Source organism: Pseudomonas sp. S34, assembly GCF_009866745.1.
Taxonomy (GTDB): domain Bacteria; phylum Pseudomonadota; class Gammaproteobacteria; order Pseudomonadales; family Pseudomonadaceae; genus Aquipseudomonas; species Aquipseudomonas jessenii.
The window spans coordinates 868527-882900 of sequence record NZ_CP019398.1; the positions used below are offsets into that span (position 1 = coordinate 868527).

At 62.5% G+C, this 14374-nt stretch carries 8 protein-coding genes; 5 read left to right on the forward strand and 3 right to left on the reverse strand.

Annotated features, from left to right (window positions below):
• Nucleotides 1-182: 182 nt before the first annotated feature.
• Complete coding sequence (locus PspS34_RS03705) at nt 183-2213, forward strand: methyl-accepting chemotaxis protein (RefSeq protein ID WP_154861569.1); 2031 nt, start codon at nt 183-185, stop codon at nt 2211-2213.
• Nucleotides 2214-2240: 27 nt separating this feature from the next.
• Here the strand turns inward: PspS34_RS03705 and PspS34_RS03710 are convergent, their stop codons facing one another.
• Together PspS34_RS03710 and cra are read right to left on the reverse strand one after the other, a co-directional pair.
• Nucleotides 2241-3017 carry a TatD family hydrolase gene (locus tag PspS34_RS03710; protein ID WP_154861570.1) on the reverse strand — a complete coding sequence of 259 codons (777 nt, stop codon included), beginning with the start codon at nt 3015-3017 and terminating at the stop codon, nt 2241-2243.
• Nucleotides 3018-3020: 3 nt separating this feature from the next.
• Nucleotides 3021-4016 carry a catabolite repressor/activator gene (cra, locus tag PspS34_RS03715; protein ID WP_150812831.1) on the reverse strand — a complete coding sequence of 332 codons (996 nt, stop codon included), beginning with the start codon at nt 4014-4016 and terminating at the stop codon, nt 3021-3023.
• Nucleotides 4017-4306: 290 nt separating this feature from the next.
• Between cra and ptsP the strand changes: the two genes are divergently transcribed.
• The 4 genes from ptsP to PspS34_RS03735 all read left to right on the forward strand — a co-directional run bounded on the left by ptsP (nt 4307) and on the right by PspS34_RS03735 (nt 11585).
• Nucleotides 4307-7168, forward strand: a complete 2862-nt coding sequence (ptsP, locus tag PspS34_RS03720; RefSeq protein ID WP_154861571.1) for a phosphoenolpyruvate--protein phosphotransferase — start codon at nt 4307-4309, stop codon at nt 7166-7168.
• Entirely contained in the window at nt 7168-8109 is a 942-nt protein-coding gene (pfkB, locus tag PspS34_RS03725) for a 1-phosphofructokinase (RefSeq protein ID WP_154861572.1), read from the forward strand. Before ptsP ends, pfkB begins: the two co-directional genes overlap by 1 nt.
• Nucleotides 8110-8120: 11 nt before the next feature.
• The gene (locus PspS34_RS03730) at nt 8121-9860 is read left to right on the forward strand and encodes a PTS fructose-like transporter subunit IIB (RefSeq protein WP_154861573.1); all 1740 of its coding nucleotides are present in this window, start codon (nt 8121-8123) and stop codon (nt 9858-9860) included.
• A gap of 183 nt (nt 9861-10043) precedes the next feature.
• Nucleotides 10044-11585 carry an alkaline phosphatase D family protein gene (locus PspS34_RS03735; RefSeq protein WP_154861574.1) on the forward strand — a complete coding sequence of 514 codons (1542 nt, stop codon included), beginning with the start codon at nt 10044-10046 and terminating at the stop codon, nt 11583-11585.
• Nucleotides 11586-11705: 120 nt separating this feature from the next.
• Here the strand turns inward: PspS34_RS03735 and PspS34_RS03740 are convergent, their stop codons facing one another.
• Nucleotides 11706-14234, reverse strand: coding sequence for a sulfite reductase flavoprotein subunit alpha (locus PspS34_RS03740; RefSeq protein WP_154861575.1), 2529 nt, complete (start codon nt 14232-14234; stop codon nt 11706-11708).
• Nucleotides 14235-14374: the final 140 nt, after the last annotated feature.

Here is a 14374-nt window from a genome sequence, read left to right on the forward strand (position 1 = left end):
AGGGGGCAAGCCCCTCGCCACATCGAGTTCGCTTCGTATCGCTCGCGGACTTCTGTCGTTAACCTTAAGTTACAAAACCTCCTGCCGATTTAAGTTATACAGAGATAGCGTCGAATAGTGGCTATCTGCTTTCTGTCTGCGCCTGCCAATAAAAAAAATAAGAAACTGAAGGGAGACATCCAGTGAAGAGCTTGCTCTATCCCGCTGTCGCACTGATGAACCGTCTGAGCTTCGGTATGAAGTTCAGCCTGATCAGCGTACTGTTCCTGGTGCCGATGCTGGTGACCAACTTCTATCTGGTGCGTGACTCCTACCGCGAATTCCAGGGCACGCGCATCGAACTGCAAAGTCTCGACCTGTTGGGCAGCAGCCTGACGTTGCGGCGCGATCTGGAAACCCTGAACAACCTGGTGCAGATCAATGTCAGCCTCGGCCAATCCGGCAAGGCCGGCAACGTCGAGTCGAAAATCAGCGCCCTTGAGCAGAATATTCTGACTCGCCTGCAAGGGCTGACGGCGATGACCAGCGACCCGGAGCAGGTTGCGGTGTTTGATGGCAAACGCGATGAAATGATCGCCGCGTTCAAGGCCCAGCAAACGGAAAATTCCCTGCAAAGCAAAAGTGCCTTGATCGGCAAGCTGGTGGGCAGCGCGCAGATTTTCAGCCAGCTCATCACCAGCCAGTCCGGCCTCAGTCGCGACAACCAGAGCGACATGCGCCAGTTGAGCGAGCTCGTCACCCTCGTCACGCCACGGGTCACCCAGATCCTGGGCGAAGGTCGGGCAATGGGGTCTTATTCGTTGGGACAGGGGTTCATCAACTCGGCTTCGAGTACCCGTTTCGATGAATTGCTGGCGCAGATTGAAAAGCTCCAGGCCGAGTATGGCCTGAAGTTGCAGGATGCCCTGGGTTCCAGCAACGCTGCGCGTGAGACCCTGGCCACTCAGGCCGATAGCAGCCGGGCATCCTTGAAGAAAGCCAGCGAGCTGTTCGAAGAACAAGTGGTCATGGCTGATACCCTCGACGCGCCGTGGCAGGGCTTTTACGATCAGGTCAGCGTCCTGATGGACCAGACCTACCAACTCAACGAAGCGGTCCTGAAGTATCTCGGCCCGCAATTGCAGCAGCGACTTGAGCAGAATCGCACGCACATGGTCTTGCAGGCCGTGGCGCTGTCAGTCGTCTTTGTGTTGATCTTTTATCTCTACGGCGCTTTCTATGCCTCGACCCGCACCACGCTCAAGCGCCTGGGCGCGGTGATGGACAAGGTGGCGGCCGGCGACATGACCGTGACCTTCAGCGCCCACAGCCGCGATGAGCTGGGGGAGCTGGGCGAAGTGTTCAACGGCACGGTGAAAAAGATCCATGACCTGATCGAGCGGGTGGGGCAGACCGTCAGCGAAGTCGAGCGTCAGGCCGGCCAGGTGGAAAGCGTTTCCGCGCAAAGCAACCAGGCCGTCGCCGGGCAGCGCACGCAGATCGAACAAGTGGCCACGGCGATGAACCAGATGTCGGCCACTTCCCAGGAAGTGGCGCGCAGTGCCGCCGCGGCGGTGAGCAGTGCCCACAGTGTCAACGATGAGACCATCAGTGGTCGTGGCCTGGTGGAGTCGCAGCAAGGCAGCATTGCCGCGCTGGCCAGCGAGATCGATCAATCGGTACTGGTGATCAACCAACTGGCCAGCGACAGCCAGTCCATCAGCCGTGTGCTCGAAGTGATCAAGAGCATCGCCGAGCAGACCAACCTGCTGGCGCTCAATGCCGCCATCGAGGCGGCACGGGCCGGTGAGCAGGGCCGTGGTTTCGCCGTGGTAGCCGACGAAGTCCGGACCCTGGCCAAACGAACCCAGCAGTCGACCGAAGAAATCGAGCAGATGATCGCCAAGCTCCATGGCGGTGTCGGTGCGGCGGTCAAGGCCATGGGCACCAGCCATGAAATGGCCAATGGCACGGTCGGGCAGTCGGAAAAGGTCCAGCGGGCGCTGGAAAACATCTTGGGAGCGGTCGGCATGATCGTCGACCAGAACCAGCAGATTGCCGCCGCAGTGGAGCAACAAACCGCCGTGGCCCACGACATCGACCAGAACATCGTCGAGATCAATCGCGCCGGCGAGCGCACCGCTGAAGGTGCGCATCAGACCGAAGATGCCAGCCGGGCGTTGTCGGCCCAGGTCGTGGAGTTGAAACAGTTGATCAGCGCGTTTCGGGTGTAGCGGTCGCCTGATACCACAGGATTTGATTCACCAGTTGAACAACTCGCAGGCATTGGCCGTACTGGCCGCAGCCAATTGCTCGGGGCTGATCGCCATGATGTCGGCCAGTGCCGCGCAGATCGCGGGCAGATGCGCGGGGCTGTTGCGTTGGCCGGGGAACATGACGGGCGCCATGTCCGGGGAGTCGGTTTCCAGCACCACAGAATCCAGCGGTAGCTTGGCCAGCACTCGGTGCATGCGCAGTGCTTGAGGCCAGGTCGCGGCGCCGCCCAGGCCGAGTTTGAAACCCAGCTTGATGTATTCCCGGGCTTCTTCCTGGCTGCCAGCAAAGGCGTGGATGATGCCGGCCCGTTTCAGGCGAAACCGTTTGAGCGTGGCAATCACCGCCGCATGGCTACGCCGCACATGGATCAGTGCTGGAAGATTGAAGTCCGCCGCCAGTTGCAATTGCGCCTCGAACAACGCCTGCTGGCGGTCGCGGTCCAGGTTTTCGATGAAGTAGTCCAGGCCGATCTCGCCGACGGCACACAGTTGCCGATGGCCAGCCAGGCGGGTCAGCCAATCGCCGAGTTCGCTCAAGTCTTCAGGGCGATGATCGTCCAGATACACCGGGTGCAATCCGAACGCCGCATGCTGGTCGGGATCGTTTTGCACCAGCTCCCAGACCCGCTGCCAATTGGCCTGATAAACCCCCAGCACCACGATCCGCCGCACCCCGAGGGCGCGGCTTTCGGCCAGCAGCGCCTGACGGTCGGCGTCGAAGTCCGGAAAATCCAGATGGGTGTGGGTGTCGATCAGCTCCACGGTTCAGTCCTGGCGAATACGCTGCTTGAACGTGCGCGCAATGGCTTGCACACCGGGCCGGTAATCCGACTGCTCGATGGCTGCCAGGGCCAGCGCGAGGGCTTTGTCGGCAATCAGCTGGTGCTGCTGGGCCATGGCGTTGACCGGCAGCGGCAGGAAGTCCAGCAACTGAGTGTCGCCGAACGTGCCGAGGCGCAGCGGGCGGTTTTTCAGCGGGAAGTCGTGCAGCGCATCGAACACGCCTTGAAGCAGCACGTAGGATGTGGTCACCAGGGCATCGGGCAAATGACCCAGGCGCTGCAGCAATTCTTCCATCAATTGTTTGCCGCACTCGCGGCTGAAGGATTCGCCTTCTTCAATCAGCACCTCACCGTTGAACCCGACGAGCGCCTCTTTGAAGCCGGCGCAACGTTCCTGGCTGATGCTCAGCTCCGGGCGGGCGCCGATCAGCGCGATCTGTTTGGGCAAGGGATCGAGCAGGCTGCGGGTCAGTTGCAGGCTGGCCTCGCGGTCGTCACTGATCACCGAGCAGAAATGCTCGGGTTCCATGACCCGGTCGATGGCGATGATCGGAATGCCCTTGGCCTGCAATTGGCGATAGCTGTCGTCGCCGGGCGGCAGGCAGCTGGCAACGATCAGTGCGTCGCAGCGCCGGGCGCGGAACAACTGCAGCAATTGCCGTTCGCTGTCCGGCGCATCGTCGGAACTGGCGATCAGCAACTGATAACCCCGGGCCCGCGCACCTTGTTCCAGCAATTTGGCGATTCGCGCGTAACTGGGGTTTTCCAGATCCGGCAGAATGAACCCCAATGTGCGGGTGTGTCGGCTGCGCAAACCGGCGGCCTGTGGGTTAGGCGTGAAGCCATGTTGTTCGACGACCGCGCGCACGCGTTCGACGGTAGCGCTGCTGATGCGCTGTTGTTCGGCCTTGCCATTGATGACATAGCTGGCGGTGGTGACGGACACACCGGCCAACTGGGCGATATCACTGAGTTTCAACCCGCTGTTTCCTTGTTTTTTCGAGATTGCCTCGACATTTTCGTCAATCCTAACCGATTAAGGCAGGCGACCATTGTCGCAACGCATCCGACAAGTTGGACTTCAAGGATGGGCCAATTTCGAGTAACGTGCCAATCGATATAGATTAAACGTTTCAGCAAGCGTATTTTCTACGTTTTAGGCGCCTTTGGCCGGTTCTGCCGTGAAACCGCCAAAAGCGATGACCAAGCGCCTAAGCTGACTCATTCAAAACAATACCTGGTGCCCCAAGGTGCCAAAAAGGAGAAAGCATGCTCGAGCTCACTGTAGAGCAGATTTCGATGGGCCAATCGGCTGTGGATAAGTCCGCAGCGCTGCAATTGCTGGCCGGGCATCTGGTCGCCGACGGCCTGGTTGCCGAGGGTTATCTCGCCGGCTTGCAGACGCGGGAGGCTCAGGGCTCGACCTTTCTCGGTCAAGGTATTGCCATCCCCCACGGTACGCCCGAAACCCGCGACCTGGTGTTCACCACCGGTGTGCGCCTGATGCAGTTCCCCGATGGCGTGGACTGGGGCGATGGTCATATCGTTTACCTGGCGATCGGCATCGCCGCCAAATCCGATGAACATCTGCGCCTGTTGCAATTGCTCACCCGCGCCCTCGGCGAGACTGACCTGGGCCAGGCCCTGCGTCGCGCCGGTTCCGCCGAAGCCTTGCTGAAGTTGCTGCAAGGCGCGCCGCAGGAGTTGGCGCTGGATGCACAGATGATCGGTCTCGGTGTGGCGGCCGAAGATTTCGAAGAGCTGGTCTGGCGTGGTGCACGTTTGCTGCGGCAGGCCGACTGCGTGAGCAACGGTTTCTCCGCCGTGCTGCAGCAGGTTGAAGCGCTGCCCTTGGGCGATGGCCTGTGGTGGCTGCACAGCGAACAGACGGTGAAGCGTCCGGGCCTGGCCTTCGTCACCCCGGACAGACCGCTGCGTTATCTCGGCCAGCCACTCACTGGACTGTTCTGCCTGGCCAGCCTCGGTGAGGCCCATCAAGCCCTGCTCGAACGCCTGTGCGCGTTGTTGATCGAAGGGCGTGGCCAAGAGTTGGGGCGCGCCACCAGCAGCCGCAAGGTCCTCGAAGTGCTCGGTGGTGAAGTGCCCGCCGACTGGCCCAGCGCGCGAATTGCATTGGCCAACGCCCACGGTTTGCATGCGCGCCCGGCGAAAATCCTCGCGCAACTGGCAAAGAGTTTTGAAGGTGACATCCGCGTACGCATCGTCGATGGCCATGACAGTGCGGTGTCGGTAAAGAGCTTGAGCAAGTTGCTCAGCCTCGGCGCCCGTCGGGGACAGGTCCTGGAAATCATCGCCGAACCGGGCATTGCGGCGGATGCGTTGCCGGCCTTGTTGGCCGCCATCGAAGAAGGCCTCGGTGAGGAAGTCGAACCGCTGCCGCCGGTAAGTCAGGCGCGTGAAGTCGTTGCCGATATGGCCGAAGTGATCCTCGCCCCGTCATCTGGCAGCGTGGTTCAGGCGATTGCCGCGGCTCCGGGGATCGCCATCGGCCCGGCGCATATTCAGGTGCTGCAAACCATCGATTACCCGTTGCGCGGCGAGTCCGCCGGCATCGAGCGCGAGCGCCTCCAGCACGCCCTCGCGCAGGTACGCCGTGACATCCAGGGCCTGATCGAGCGCAGCAAGAGCAAAGCCATTCGCGAAATCTTCATCACCCACCAAGAGATGCTCGACGACCCGGAACTGACCGATGAGGTCGATACGCGCCTCAAGCAGGGCGAAAGCGCCGAGGCGGCGTGGATGGCCGTGATTGAAGCGGCGGCTCGGCAACAGGAAGCGTTGCAGGATGCCTTGCTCGCCGAGCGTGCGGCCGACTTGCGCGACATCGGGCGTCGGGTGTTGATGCAGCTCAGCGGCATCGAAACCCCGAGCGAACCGGATCAACCGTACATTCTGGTGATGGACGAGGTCGGCCCGTCCGACGTCGCGCGTCTCGACCCGGCTCGCGTGGCGGGGATTCTCACCGCTCGGGGTGGTGCTACGGCGCACAGTGCGATTGTTGCCCGGGCGCTGGGTATTCCGGCCTTGGTCGGCGCCGGTCCCGGCGTGTTGCTGCTGGCACCGGGTACGGCTTTGCTGCTCGATGGCCAGCGTGGTCGTCTGCATGTGGACGCTGACGCGGCGACCTTGCAGCGCGCCACGGCCGAACGCGATACCCGCGAGCAACGCTTGAAGGCGGCTGCTGAACTGCGTCATCAACCGGCATTGACCATCGATGGCCACGCCGTCGAAGTGTTCGCCAACATTGGTGAAAGCGCCGGCGTCACCAGTGCGGTGGAGCAGGGCGCCGAAGGCATTGGCCTGTTGCGCACCGAACTGATTTTCATGGCCCACCCGCAAGCGCCCGACGAGGCGACCCAGGAAATCGAGTACCGCCGCGTCCTCGACGGTCTGGCCGGGCGGCCGCTGGTGGTGCGCACCCTCGATGTCGGTGGCGACAAACCGCTGCCGTACTGGCCGATTGCGAAGGAAGAGAACCCGTTCCTCGGCGTGCGCGGCATTCGCCTGACCTTGCAGCGTCCGCAGATCATGGAAGCGCAACTGCGTGCCTTGCTGCGGGCTGCCGACAACCGGCCGCTGCGGATCATGTTCCCGATGGTGGGCAGCGTCGACGAGTGGCGCCAGGCCCGTGACATGACAGAACGCCTGCGCCAGGAGATCCCGGTCGCCGACCTGCAACTGGGGATCATGATCGAAGTGCCGTCGGCGGCATTGCTGGCACCGGTCCTGGCCAAGGAAGTCGATTTCTTCAGCGTCGGCACCAACGACCTGACCCAGTACACCCTGGCCATCGACCGTGGCCATCCGACGCTGTCGGCCCAGGCCGATGGCTTGCATCCGGCGGTGCTGCAACTGATCGACATCACCGTGCGTGCGGCCCATGCTCACGGTAAATGGGTCGGTGTGTGCGGCGAGCTGGCGGCCGACCCGCTGGCGGTGCCGGTGCTGGTCGGCCTCGGAGTGGATGAGCTCAGCGTCGGGGCGCGCAGCATTGCCGAGGTCAAGGCGCGGATTCGCGAACTGGGCTTCACTCAGACTCAAACCCTTGCCCGACAGGCGCTGGCCGTGGGCAGTGCCAATGAAGTGCGCGCATTAGTGGAGGACTTGTAATGTCCCGGATTCTTACCTTGACCCTCAACCCGGCGCTGGACCTGACCGTCCAGTTGCCGCGCCTTGACGCCGGCCAGGTCAACCGTAGCGATGTGATGCACACCCACGCGGCGGGCAAAGGCGTGAACGTGGCACAGGTGCTGGCGGACCTCGGGCATCAACTGACCGTCAGTGGCTTTCTTGGCGAAGACAACCTGCAAGCGTTCGAAACATTGTTCGCCAAACGCGGTTTTGTCGATGCCTTCATCCGTGTTCCGGGCGAAACCCGCAGCAATATCAAACTGGCGGAAAGCGACGGCCGCATCACCGACATCAACGGGCCGGGGCCGCAGGTCAGCGAGGCGGCGCAGCAGGCCTTGATGGATCGACTGGAGCAGATTGCTCCGGGGCACGATGCGGTGGTTGTCGCCGGAAGCTTGCCGTTGGGCGTCAGTGCGCAATGGTTGCAGGCGTTGATCTTGCGCTTGAAGAACCTGGGGCTGAATGTCGCTCTCGACACCAGCGGCGAGGCATTGCGCGCAGCGCTGAAAGCGGGGCCGTGGCTGATCAAACCCAACACTGAAGAGCTGGCCGAGGTGCTGGGCTGCGAGGTCGTGTCGGTCAGTGCCCAGGCCTTGGCGGCGGAGCGTTTGCATGCCCAGGGCATCGAGCATGTGGTGATTTCCCATGGCGTCGATGGCGTGAACTGGTTCAGCGTCGGCTCGGCGCTGCATGCCACGCCACCCAGGGTCAACGTCGCCAGCACGGTGGGCGCGGGTGATTCGTTGCTGGCGGGGATGCTCCACGGTTTGCTCAGTGCCGATACGCCGGAGCAGACCTTGCGCACCGCCACGGCGATTGCCGCGATGGCAGTGACCCAGATCGGATTCGGCATTGGCGATGCAGCGCAACTGGCGCAGCTCGAACAGGGTGTGCGCGTGCGTCCCCTGACAGAACAATAAGAGGGATTGTCATGAAGTTAGCCATCGTTACGGCCTGCCCGAACGGCATGGTCACCAGTGTGCTGTGTGCCCGGCTGCTCGATGCCGCGGCCCAGCGCCAGGGCTGGAGCACCAGTGTCGAAGTCACCGATGCCGCGCATCCCGAAAAGCAACTGTCGGCGGCCACCCTCGAGGCGGCTGAGTGGGTGCTGCTGGTGACCAGCGCGCCGGTGGAAATGTCGCGCTTTGTCGGCAAGCGGGTGTTCCAGAGCACCCCGGCCCAGGCCCTGCAAGACGTGGAAGCCGTGCTGCGCCGTGGAGCGCAGGACGCTCAGGTTTACGCCGCCGAAGAGGCCGTCATCGAACCTGTGGCGGTTGTCCAGAACGCGCCGCGACTGGTGGCCGTTACCGCGTGCCCGACGGGTGTCGCTCACACGTTCATGGCCGCCGAAGCCTTGCAGCAAGCGGCCAAGCGCCTGGGCTATGAGCTGCAGGTGGAAACCCAGGGCTCGGTCGGCGCGCGCAATCCATTGAGCGCGCAAGCGATTGCCGAGGCCGATGTGGTGCTGCTGGCGGCCGATATCGAAGTCGCCACCGAGCGTTTTGCCGGCAAGAAAATCTATCGCTGCGGCACCGGCATTGCCCTCAAGCAAGCCGAAGCGACGTTGGAAAAGGCCTTGGCCGAAGGCCAACAGGAAAGCGCATCGAGCGCTGCCAAAACAACGGCCAAACAGGAGAAGACGGGCGTCTATAAACACCTGCTGACCGGCGTGTCCTTCATGTTGCCGATGGTGGTGGCCGGCGGCTTGATGATCGCCTTGTCGTTCGTGTTCGGCATCACCGCGTTCAAGGAGGAGGGCACGCTGGCGGCGGCGTTGATGCAGATCGGTGGCGACAGCGCGTTCAAGCTGATGGTGCCGCTGCTGGCAGGCTATATCGCCTATTCCATCGCCGACCGTCCGGGCCTCGCGCCGGGGATGATCGGCGGACTGCTGGCGAGCACCTTGGGCGCCGGTTTCATCGGCGGGATCATTGCCGGCTTTCTTGCCGGTTATGCGGCCAGGGCGATTAACCGTTATGCGCGATTGCCGCAAAGTCTTGAGGCGCTCAAGCCGATCCTGATCATCCCGCTGCTGGCGAGTCTGTTCACCGGTCTGGTGATGATCTACGTGGTCGGCAAACCGGTCGCCGGGATGCTTGCCGGGCTCACGAACTTTCTCGACAGCATGGGCACCACCAACGCGATTCTGCTCGGTGTGTTGCTGGGCGGCATGATGTGCGTCGACCTCGGCGGGCCGATCAACAAGGCGGCCTATGCGTTTTCGGTGGGGTTGCTGGCGTCGCAGAGCTACGCGCCGATGGCGGCGACCATGGCCGCGGGCATGGTGCCGCCGATCGGCCTGGGCATCGCCACGTTCATTGCCCGACGCAAGTTCGCCCAGACCGAGCGCGAGGCCGGCAAAGCAGCGCTGGTGCTGGGGCTGTGCTTTATCTCTGAAGGGGCGATTCCTTTTGCGGCGAAAGATCCGCTACGGGTGATTCCGGCGAGCATCGCCGGCGGTGCGCTGACGGGTGCGTTGTCGATGTATTTCGGCTGCAAATTGATGGCGCCCCATGGTGGGTTGTTCGTCCTGGCGATCCCGAATGCGATCAACCATGCGCTGCTCTACCTGTTGGCGATTGTGGCGGGGAGTCTGTTGACGGCGGTGGCGTATGCGCTGGTGAAACGGCCGGAGGTGGTGGAGTTGGCGGTAGAACCCGTCACCGCCTGACACCTGCCCCTGTGGGAGCGGGCTTGCTCGCGAAAGCGGAGTGTCAGCAATGAGTATTTCGGCTGACACGACGCCTTCGCGAGCAAGCCCGCTCCCACAAGGGATCTGTGGTGTCGGGAAGATTTGTGTCATGCCAGGGTCATAGGGTCATGCTTTAGTTTTTCCTTTTCCAGGGAGAACACCATGAGCGATTTCAACCTCGGGCGCCGTCGTGTCATGCAAGCGGTCGGCGCTGGGCTGTTGTTGCCGGGGCTGGCGCCGGCGGTGATCGCTTCGGTCAAGGATCGGCCGCAACTCACCGACGGCGTACAGTCCGGCGACCTGTTGGGCGACCGGGCGATCATCTGGAGCCGCTGCGACCGCCCTGCGCGGATGGTGGTGGAGTGGGACACCCGCAGCCTGTTTCCCAACCCCCGGCGATTCGTCTCGTCCCTGGCCGATGCGCGCACCGATTTCACTGCCCGGGTCGAACTCACCGGGCTGCCCGCCGGTCAGGCGATTTTCTATCGCGTGCAGTTTGAAGACGCCCAGAGCGGTATCGCCAGCGAGCCCTGGTTCGGCCACTTGCGCAGCGTGCCGCAGACCCGCCGTGACATCCGTTTTGTCTGGAGCGGCGACACCGTCGGCCAGGGCTTCGGCATCAACCCGGACATTGGCGGCATGCGCATCTACGAAGCAATGCGCCTGCGTTTCCCAGACTTTTTTATCCACAGCGGCGACACCATTTACGCCGACGGCCCGATCCCGGCTGAGCTCACCACGGAAGGCGGCCGGGTGTGGCGCAACATCACCACCGAGGCCAAGAGCAAAGTCGCCGAGACCCTCGATGAGTACCGCGGCAATTACCGCTACAACCTGATGGACGAAAACATCCGTCGTTTCAATGCCGAGGTCCCGCAGATCTGGCAGTGGGACGACCACGAAGTGGTGAACAACTGGTCGCCGGGCAAGCAGCTGGATGCGCGTTACCAGGACAAAGATATCCACAGCCTGGTGGGCCGCGCACGCCAGGCCTGGCTTGAATATGCGCCGATGCGTTTGCAGAGTGCCGATGGCGGTGGGCGGATCTATCGCAAGCTTGGTTACGGGCCGCTGCTCGATGTTTTTGTACTGGACATGCGCAGTTATCGCGGGCCCAACGATGACAATCAGGGCGCTGAAAAACCTTTCCTCGGGCGTGAGCAACTGGACTGGCTCAAGCGCGAAATGCAGGCCTCGAACGCGCAATGGAAAGTGATCGCCGCCGACATGCCCATTGGCCTCGGCGTGCCCGACGGCGAGGTCAGCCCTGGTGTCGCGCGCTGGGAGGCCGTGGCCAACGGTGACCCCGGCCCGGCACAGGGGCGTGAACTGGAAATCGCAGAATTGCTTGGCTTTCTGCGGGCGCAACAGGTGCGCAATTTCCTGTTCCTGACCGCGGATGTGCATTACTGCGCGGCCCATCATTACCATCCGGATCGGGCGGCGTTTCAGGATTTCGAACCGTTCTGGGAGTTCGTCGCCGGACCGCTGAATGCCGGTAGCTTTGGACCGAACTCGCTGGATAAAACCTTTGGTCCTGAAGTGGTGTTCGAGAAGGCGCCGCCCGCGCAGAACGTCTCGCCGTTTGCCGGGTTTCAGTTTTTTGGCGAGGTGAACATCGATGGGCAGAGCGGGGAGTTGAGCGTGGTGTTGCGGGATCTGGACGGGGTGTCTGTATTCGAGCGGAAGTTGCAGCCGGTTTGACTCACACCCGAGCCACTGTGGGAGCGGGCTTGCTCGCGAAGGCGTCGTGTCAGTCGAAATCATCTTTGCTGACACTCCACTTTCGCGAGCAAGCCCGCTCCCACATTGGTTCAGGGTGAATCAGTACACGTCGCGGCGGTAGCGGCCCTGTTCGATCAGACGCTCCACTTCGGCACTACCCAACACTTCGTTGAGCACCTGATCCACGCCCGAAGCCATGCCTTGAAGGCTGCCGCAGATGTAGATCACCGCATCGTCCGCCAGCCACTTCTTGAGCTCGGCCGCCGATTCACGCAGGCGATCCTGTACGTAAATCTTTTCGGCCTGGTCGCGGGAAAATGCCAGGTCGAGGCGCGCCAGATCACCATTGATCAGCCACTCCTCCAGCTCCTTTCGGCACAGGTAATCGTGCTCGCGGTGGCGCTCGCCAAACAGCAGCCACTGGCGTTGCTGACCATCGGCAATCCGGGCCTTGAGCAGGCTGCGCAACCCGGCCAGGCCCGTACCATTGCCCAGCAGGATCATCGGCACCGGTTGGGCCGGCAGATGGAAACCACTGTTGCGCCGCACGCGCAGGCTGATGGAACTGCCCACCGGCGCGTGTTCGGTCAGCCAGCCGGAACCGACACCGAGGTTGCCGTCGGCATGCACTTCCTGACGCACGATCAATTCCAGCACGCCATCGGCCGGGATCGACGCAATGGAATACTCGCGCATGGCCAGCGGCACGAGGGCCTCTGCCAACGCTTGGGCGTGCAGGCCGACCAGGTGGGCGCGGTTCTCCGGCAACTGGCGGCTGGCCAGGGCCTGTTCGAGGGTTTCTTCCAGGCCGTTGAGTTGCACCTTGGTTTCACCGTGAATCCCCATGCCATCGAGGAAGTGCTCGATGGCCCACGTGCAGTTGCGCGGCATCACTTCCACCAGGTCGCCCGCCAGCCAGCTGCTGGTGGAAGGAGGCTTGAGGCCCAACAAGTACACCGGCGAGCCACTGCTGTCCGGATTGAGCAGTTCACGATGCAGCAGGGTCCAGTTGTCGTAGCTGGGCGCTTGCCAGGTATCCACGGGGGCCTGGCCGGTCAACAGGCCCAGTTGCTGTTGCCAGTGGCGCAAGGCGTAAGGGTCACCGCTGTCGACCTCCACCGGGGCGAACAGGGTCTTTGCGCCCTGTTCGCCCAACCAGGCGTGCAGGCGTTTGGCGAAACCGCAGAAGTGTTGATACTGCCGGTCGCCCAACCCCAGGACGGCGTAATTCAGGCGTCCCAGGCTCGGTGTCCGGCCCAGTACCTTGCGCTCGAAACTGCGGGCGCTGTCCGGTGCTTCGCCGTCGCCGAAGGTGCTGACGACGAACAAGGCATTGTTCGATTCATGCAAGTCCTGCTCGCTGACGTCTGCCAATGGCTGCACTTTGACCGGCAAGCCTGCGGCCTGCAATTGTCCGGCGGTTTGCCATGCCAGCTGTTCGGCAAAACCACTTTGGCTGGCGAAGCCGATCAGCCACGCCGGCGCGTCGCTGGCGGTTTGCACGAGATCTTTGCGTGCATCCTTGATCTGGCGCTTTTTGCGCCGACGATCCAGGTACAGCATCCAGCCGGTGATGAAGAACAGCGGCATGGTCAGCGAGGCGATGGTCAGGATAATGCGCCCGATGATGCCGAAGTAACTACCGACGTGCAGCGCATAGATGCTGGTCAGCAGTTGCGCCTTGAGGCTCTTGTCGCTGTAGCGATCAACCCGTTTGACCACGCCGGTGGCCGGGTCAAGGGTGATCTGGTTCAGGGCGCGGTCGTGAGGCGAAGTTTTCAGCAGGAAGTAAACGGTCGCCGGTTGGCCGGCCACGGGCGGCATGCGCACGTTATAGGAGCTGAGTTGCGGACCGGCCGCACTGTAGATGCTGCTCCACATCGCCGCGTAATCGGCCGTCGGTGCCGGACCGCTTGGCGCAGGGCCGCGTCCGCCGCGCACGCGTTCGCTCTGTGGTGAGTCGGAGAGCAACCGGGTCAGGCCTTTGTTGTACCACTCGTAGGACCAGGACAACCCGGTCAGCGCCGCCAAGAGGTAAAACACCAGGCACCAAGTGCCGGCCACCGAGTGCAGGTCCCAGTTGAAGCTGCGGCCCTTTTTCTTCCAGTCCAGGGTCAGCCAGGTCCGCCAGCTTTTCCACTGGCGAGGCCAGCGCAGGTACAGGCCGGACAGGCAGAAGAACACCAGGATCAGCGTGCACGCGCCGGTGATCTGCCGACCCGTGTCGCCCATGGCGAGGAAACGGTGCAGTTGCAGCATCAGGCCGAAAAAGCCCTGGCCAGTGGCGTCGCCGAGGAACTCGGCGGTGTACGGGTCGAAGTAGCGCATCTCGCCACGGCGTTCACCCGGCGGCGGGGTGAACCACACTTTGGCGGCGCTGCCGCTGTCGGTTTCCACCGTGAGCATCGAGACTTTTTTGCCCGATGCGGCTTCGATTCGCTCCACCAGTTCGACGGGCGGCAGCACACCGGCGACCTGTTTCTCGACCTGCAACACAGAAGGATTGAGTGTGCTCAGGATTTCATCCTGAAACGACACCGCCGCCCCGGTGATGCCCATCAGGGCCAGGACCAGCCCGGCGCTGATGCCGAAAAACCAGTGCAACTGGAACAGGGTTTTCTTCAACACGTCGCTCGCCTTGTTCGTTCAAGTTGATTCATCACGGCGCGCATTATGCCGTGGGGTTGTCGAGAAGCATTCTTTTTTACGCACAAAGGCCCCGTTCATGTGGATGAACGGGGCCGGGTCTGATTTCACCCTCTCCTGTG

Bases quoted from the DNA above. Each gene is read 5' to 3' on its own strand.
- ptsP (WP_154861571.1), top strand. From the start codon at position 4,307: ATGCTCGAGCTCACTGTAGAGCAGATTTCGATGGGCCAATCGGCTGTG.
- PspS34_RS03730 (WP_154861573.1), top strand. From the start codon at position 8,121: ATGAAGTTAGCCATCGTTACGGCCTGCCCGAACGGCATGGTCACCAGT.
- PspS34_RS03735 (WP_154861574.1), top strand. From the start codon at position 10,044: ATGAGCGATTTCAACCTCGGGCGCCGTCGTGTCATGCAAGCGGTCGGC.
- pfkB (WP_154861572.1), top strand. From the start codon at position 7,168: ATGTCCCGGATTCTTACCTTGACCCTCAACCCGGCGCTGGACCTGACC.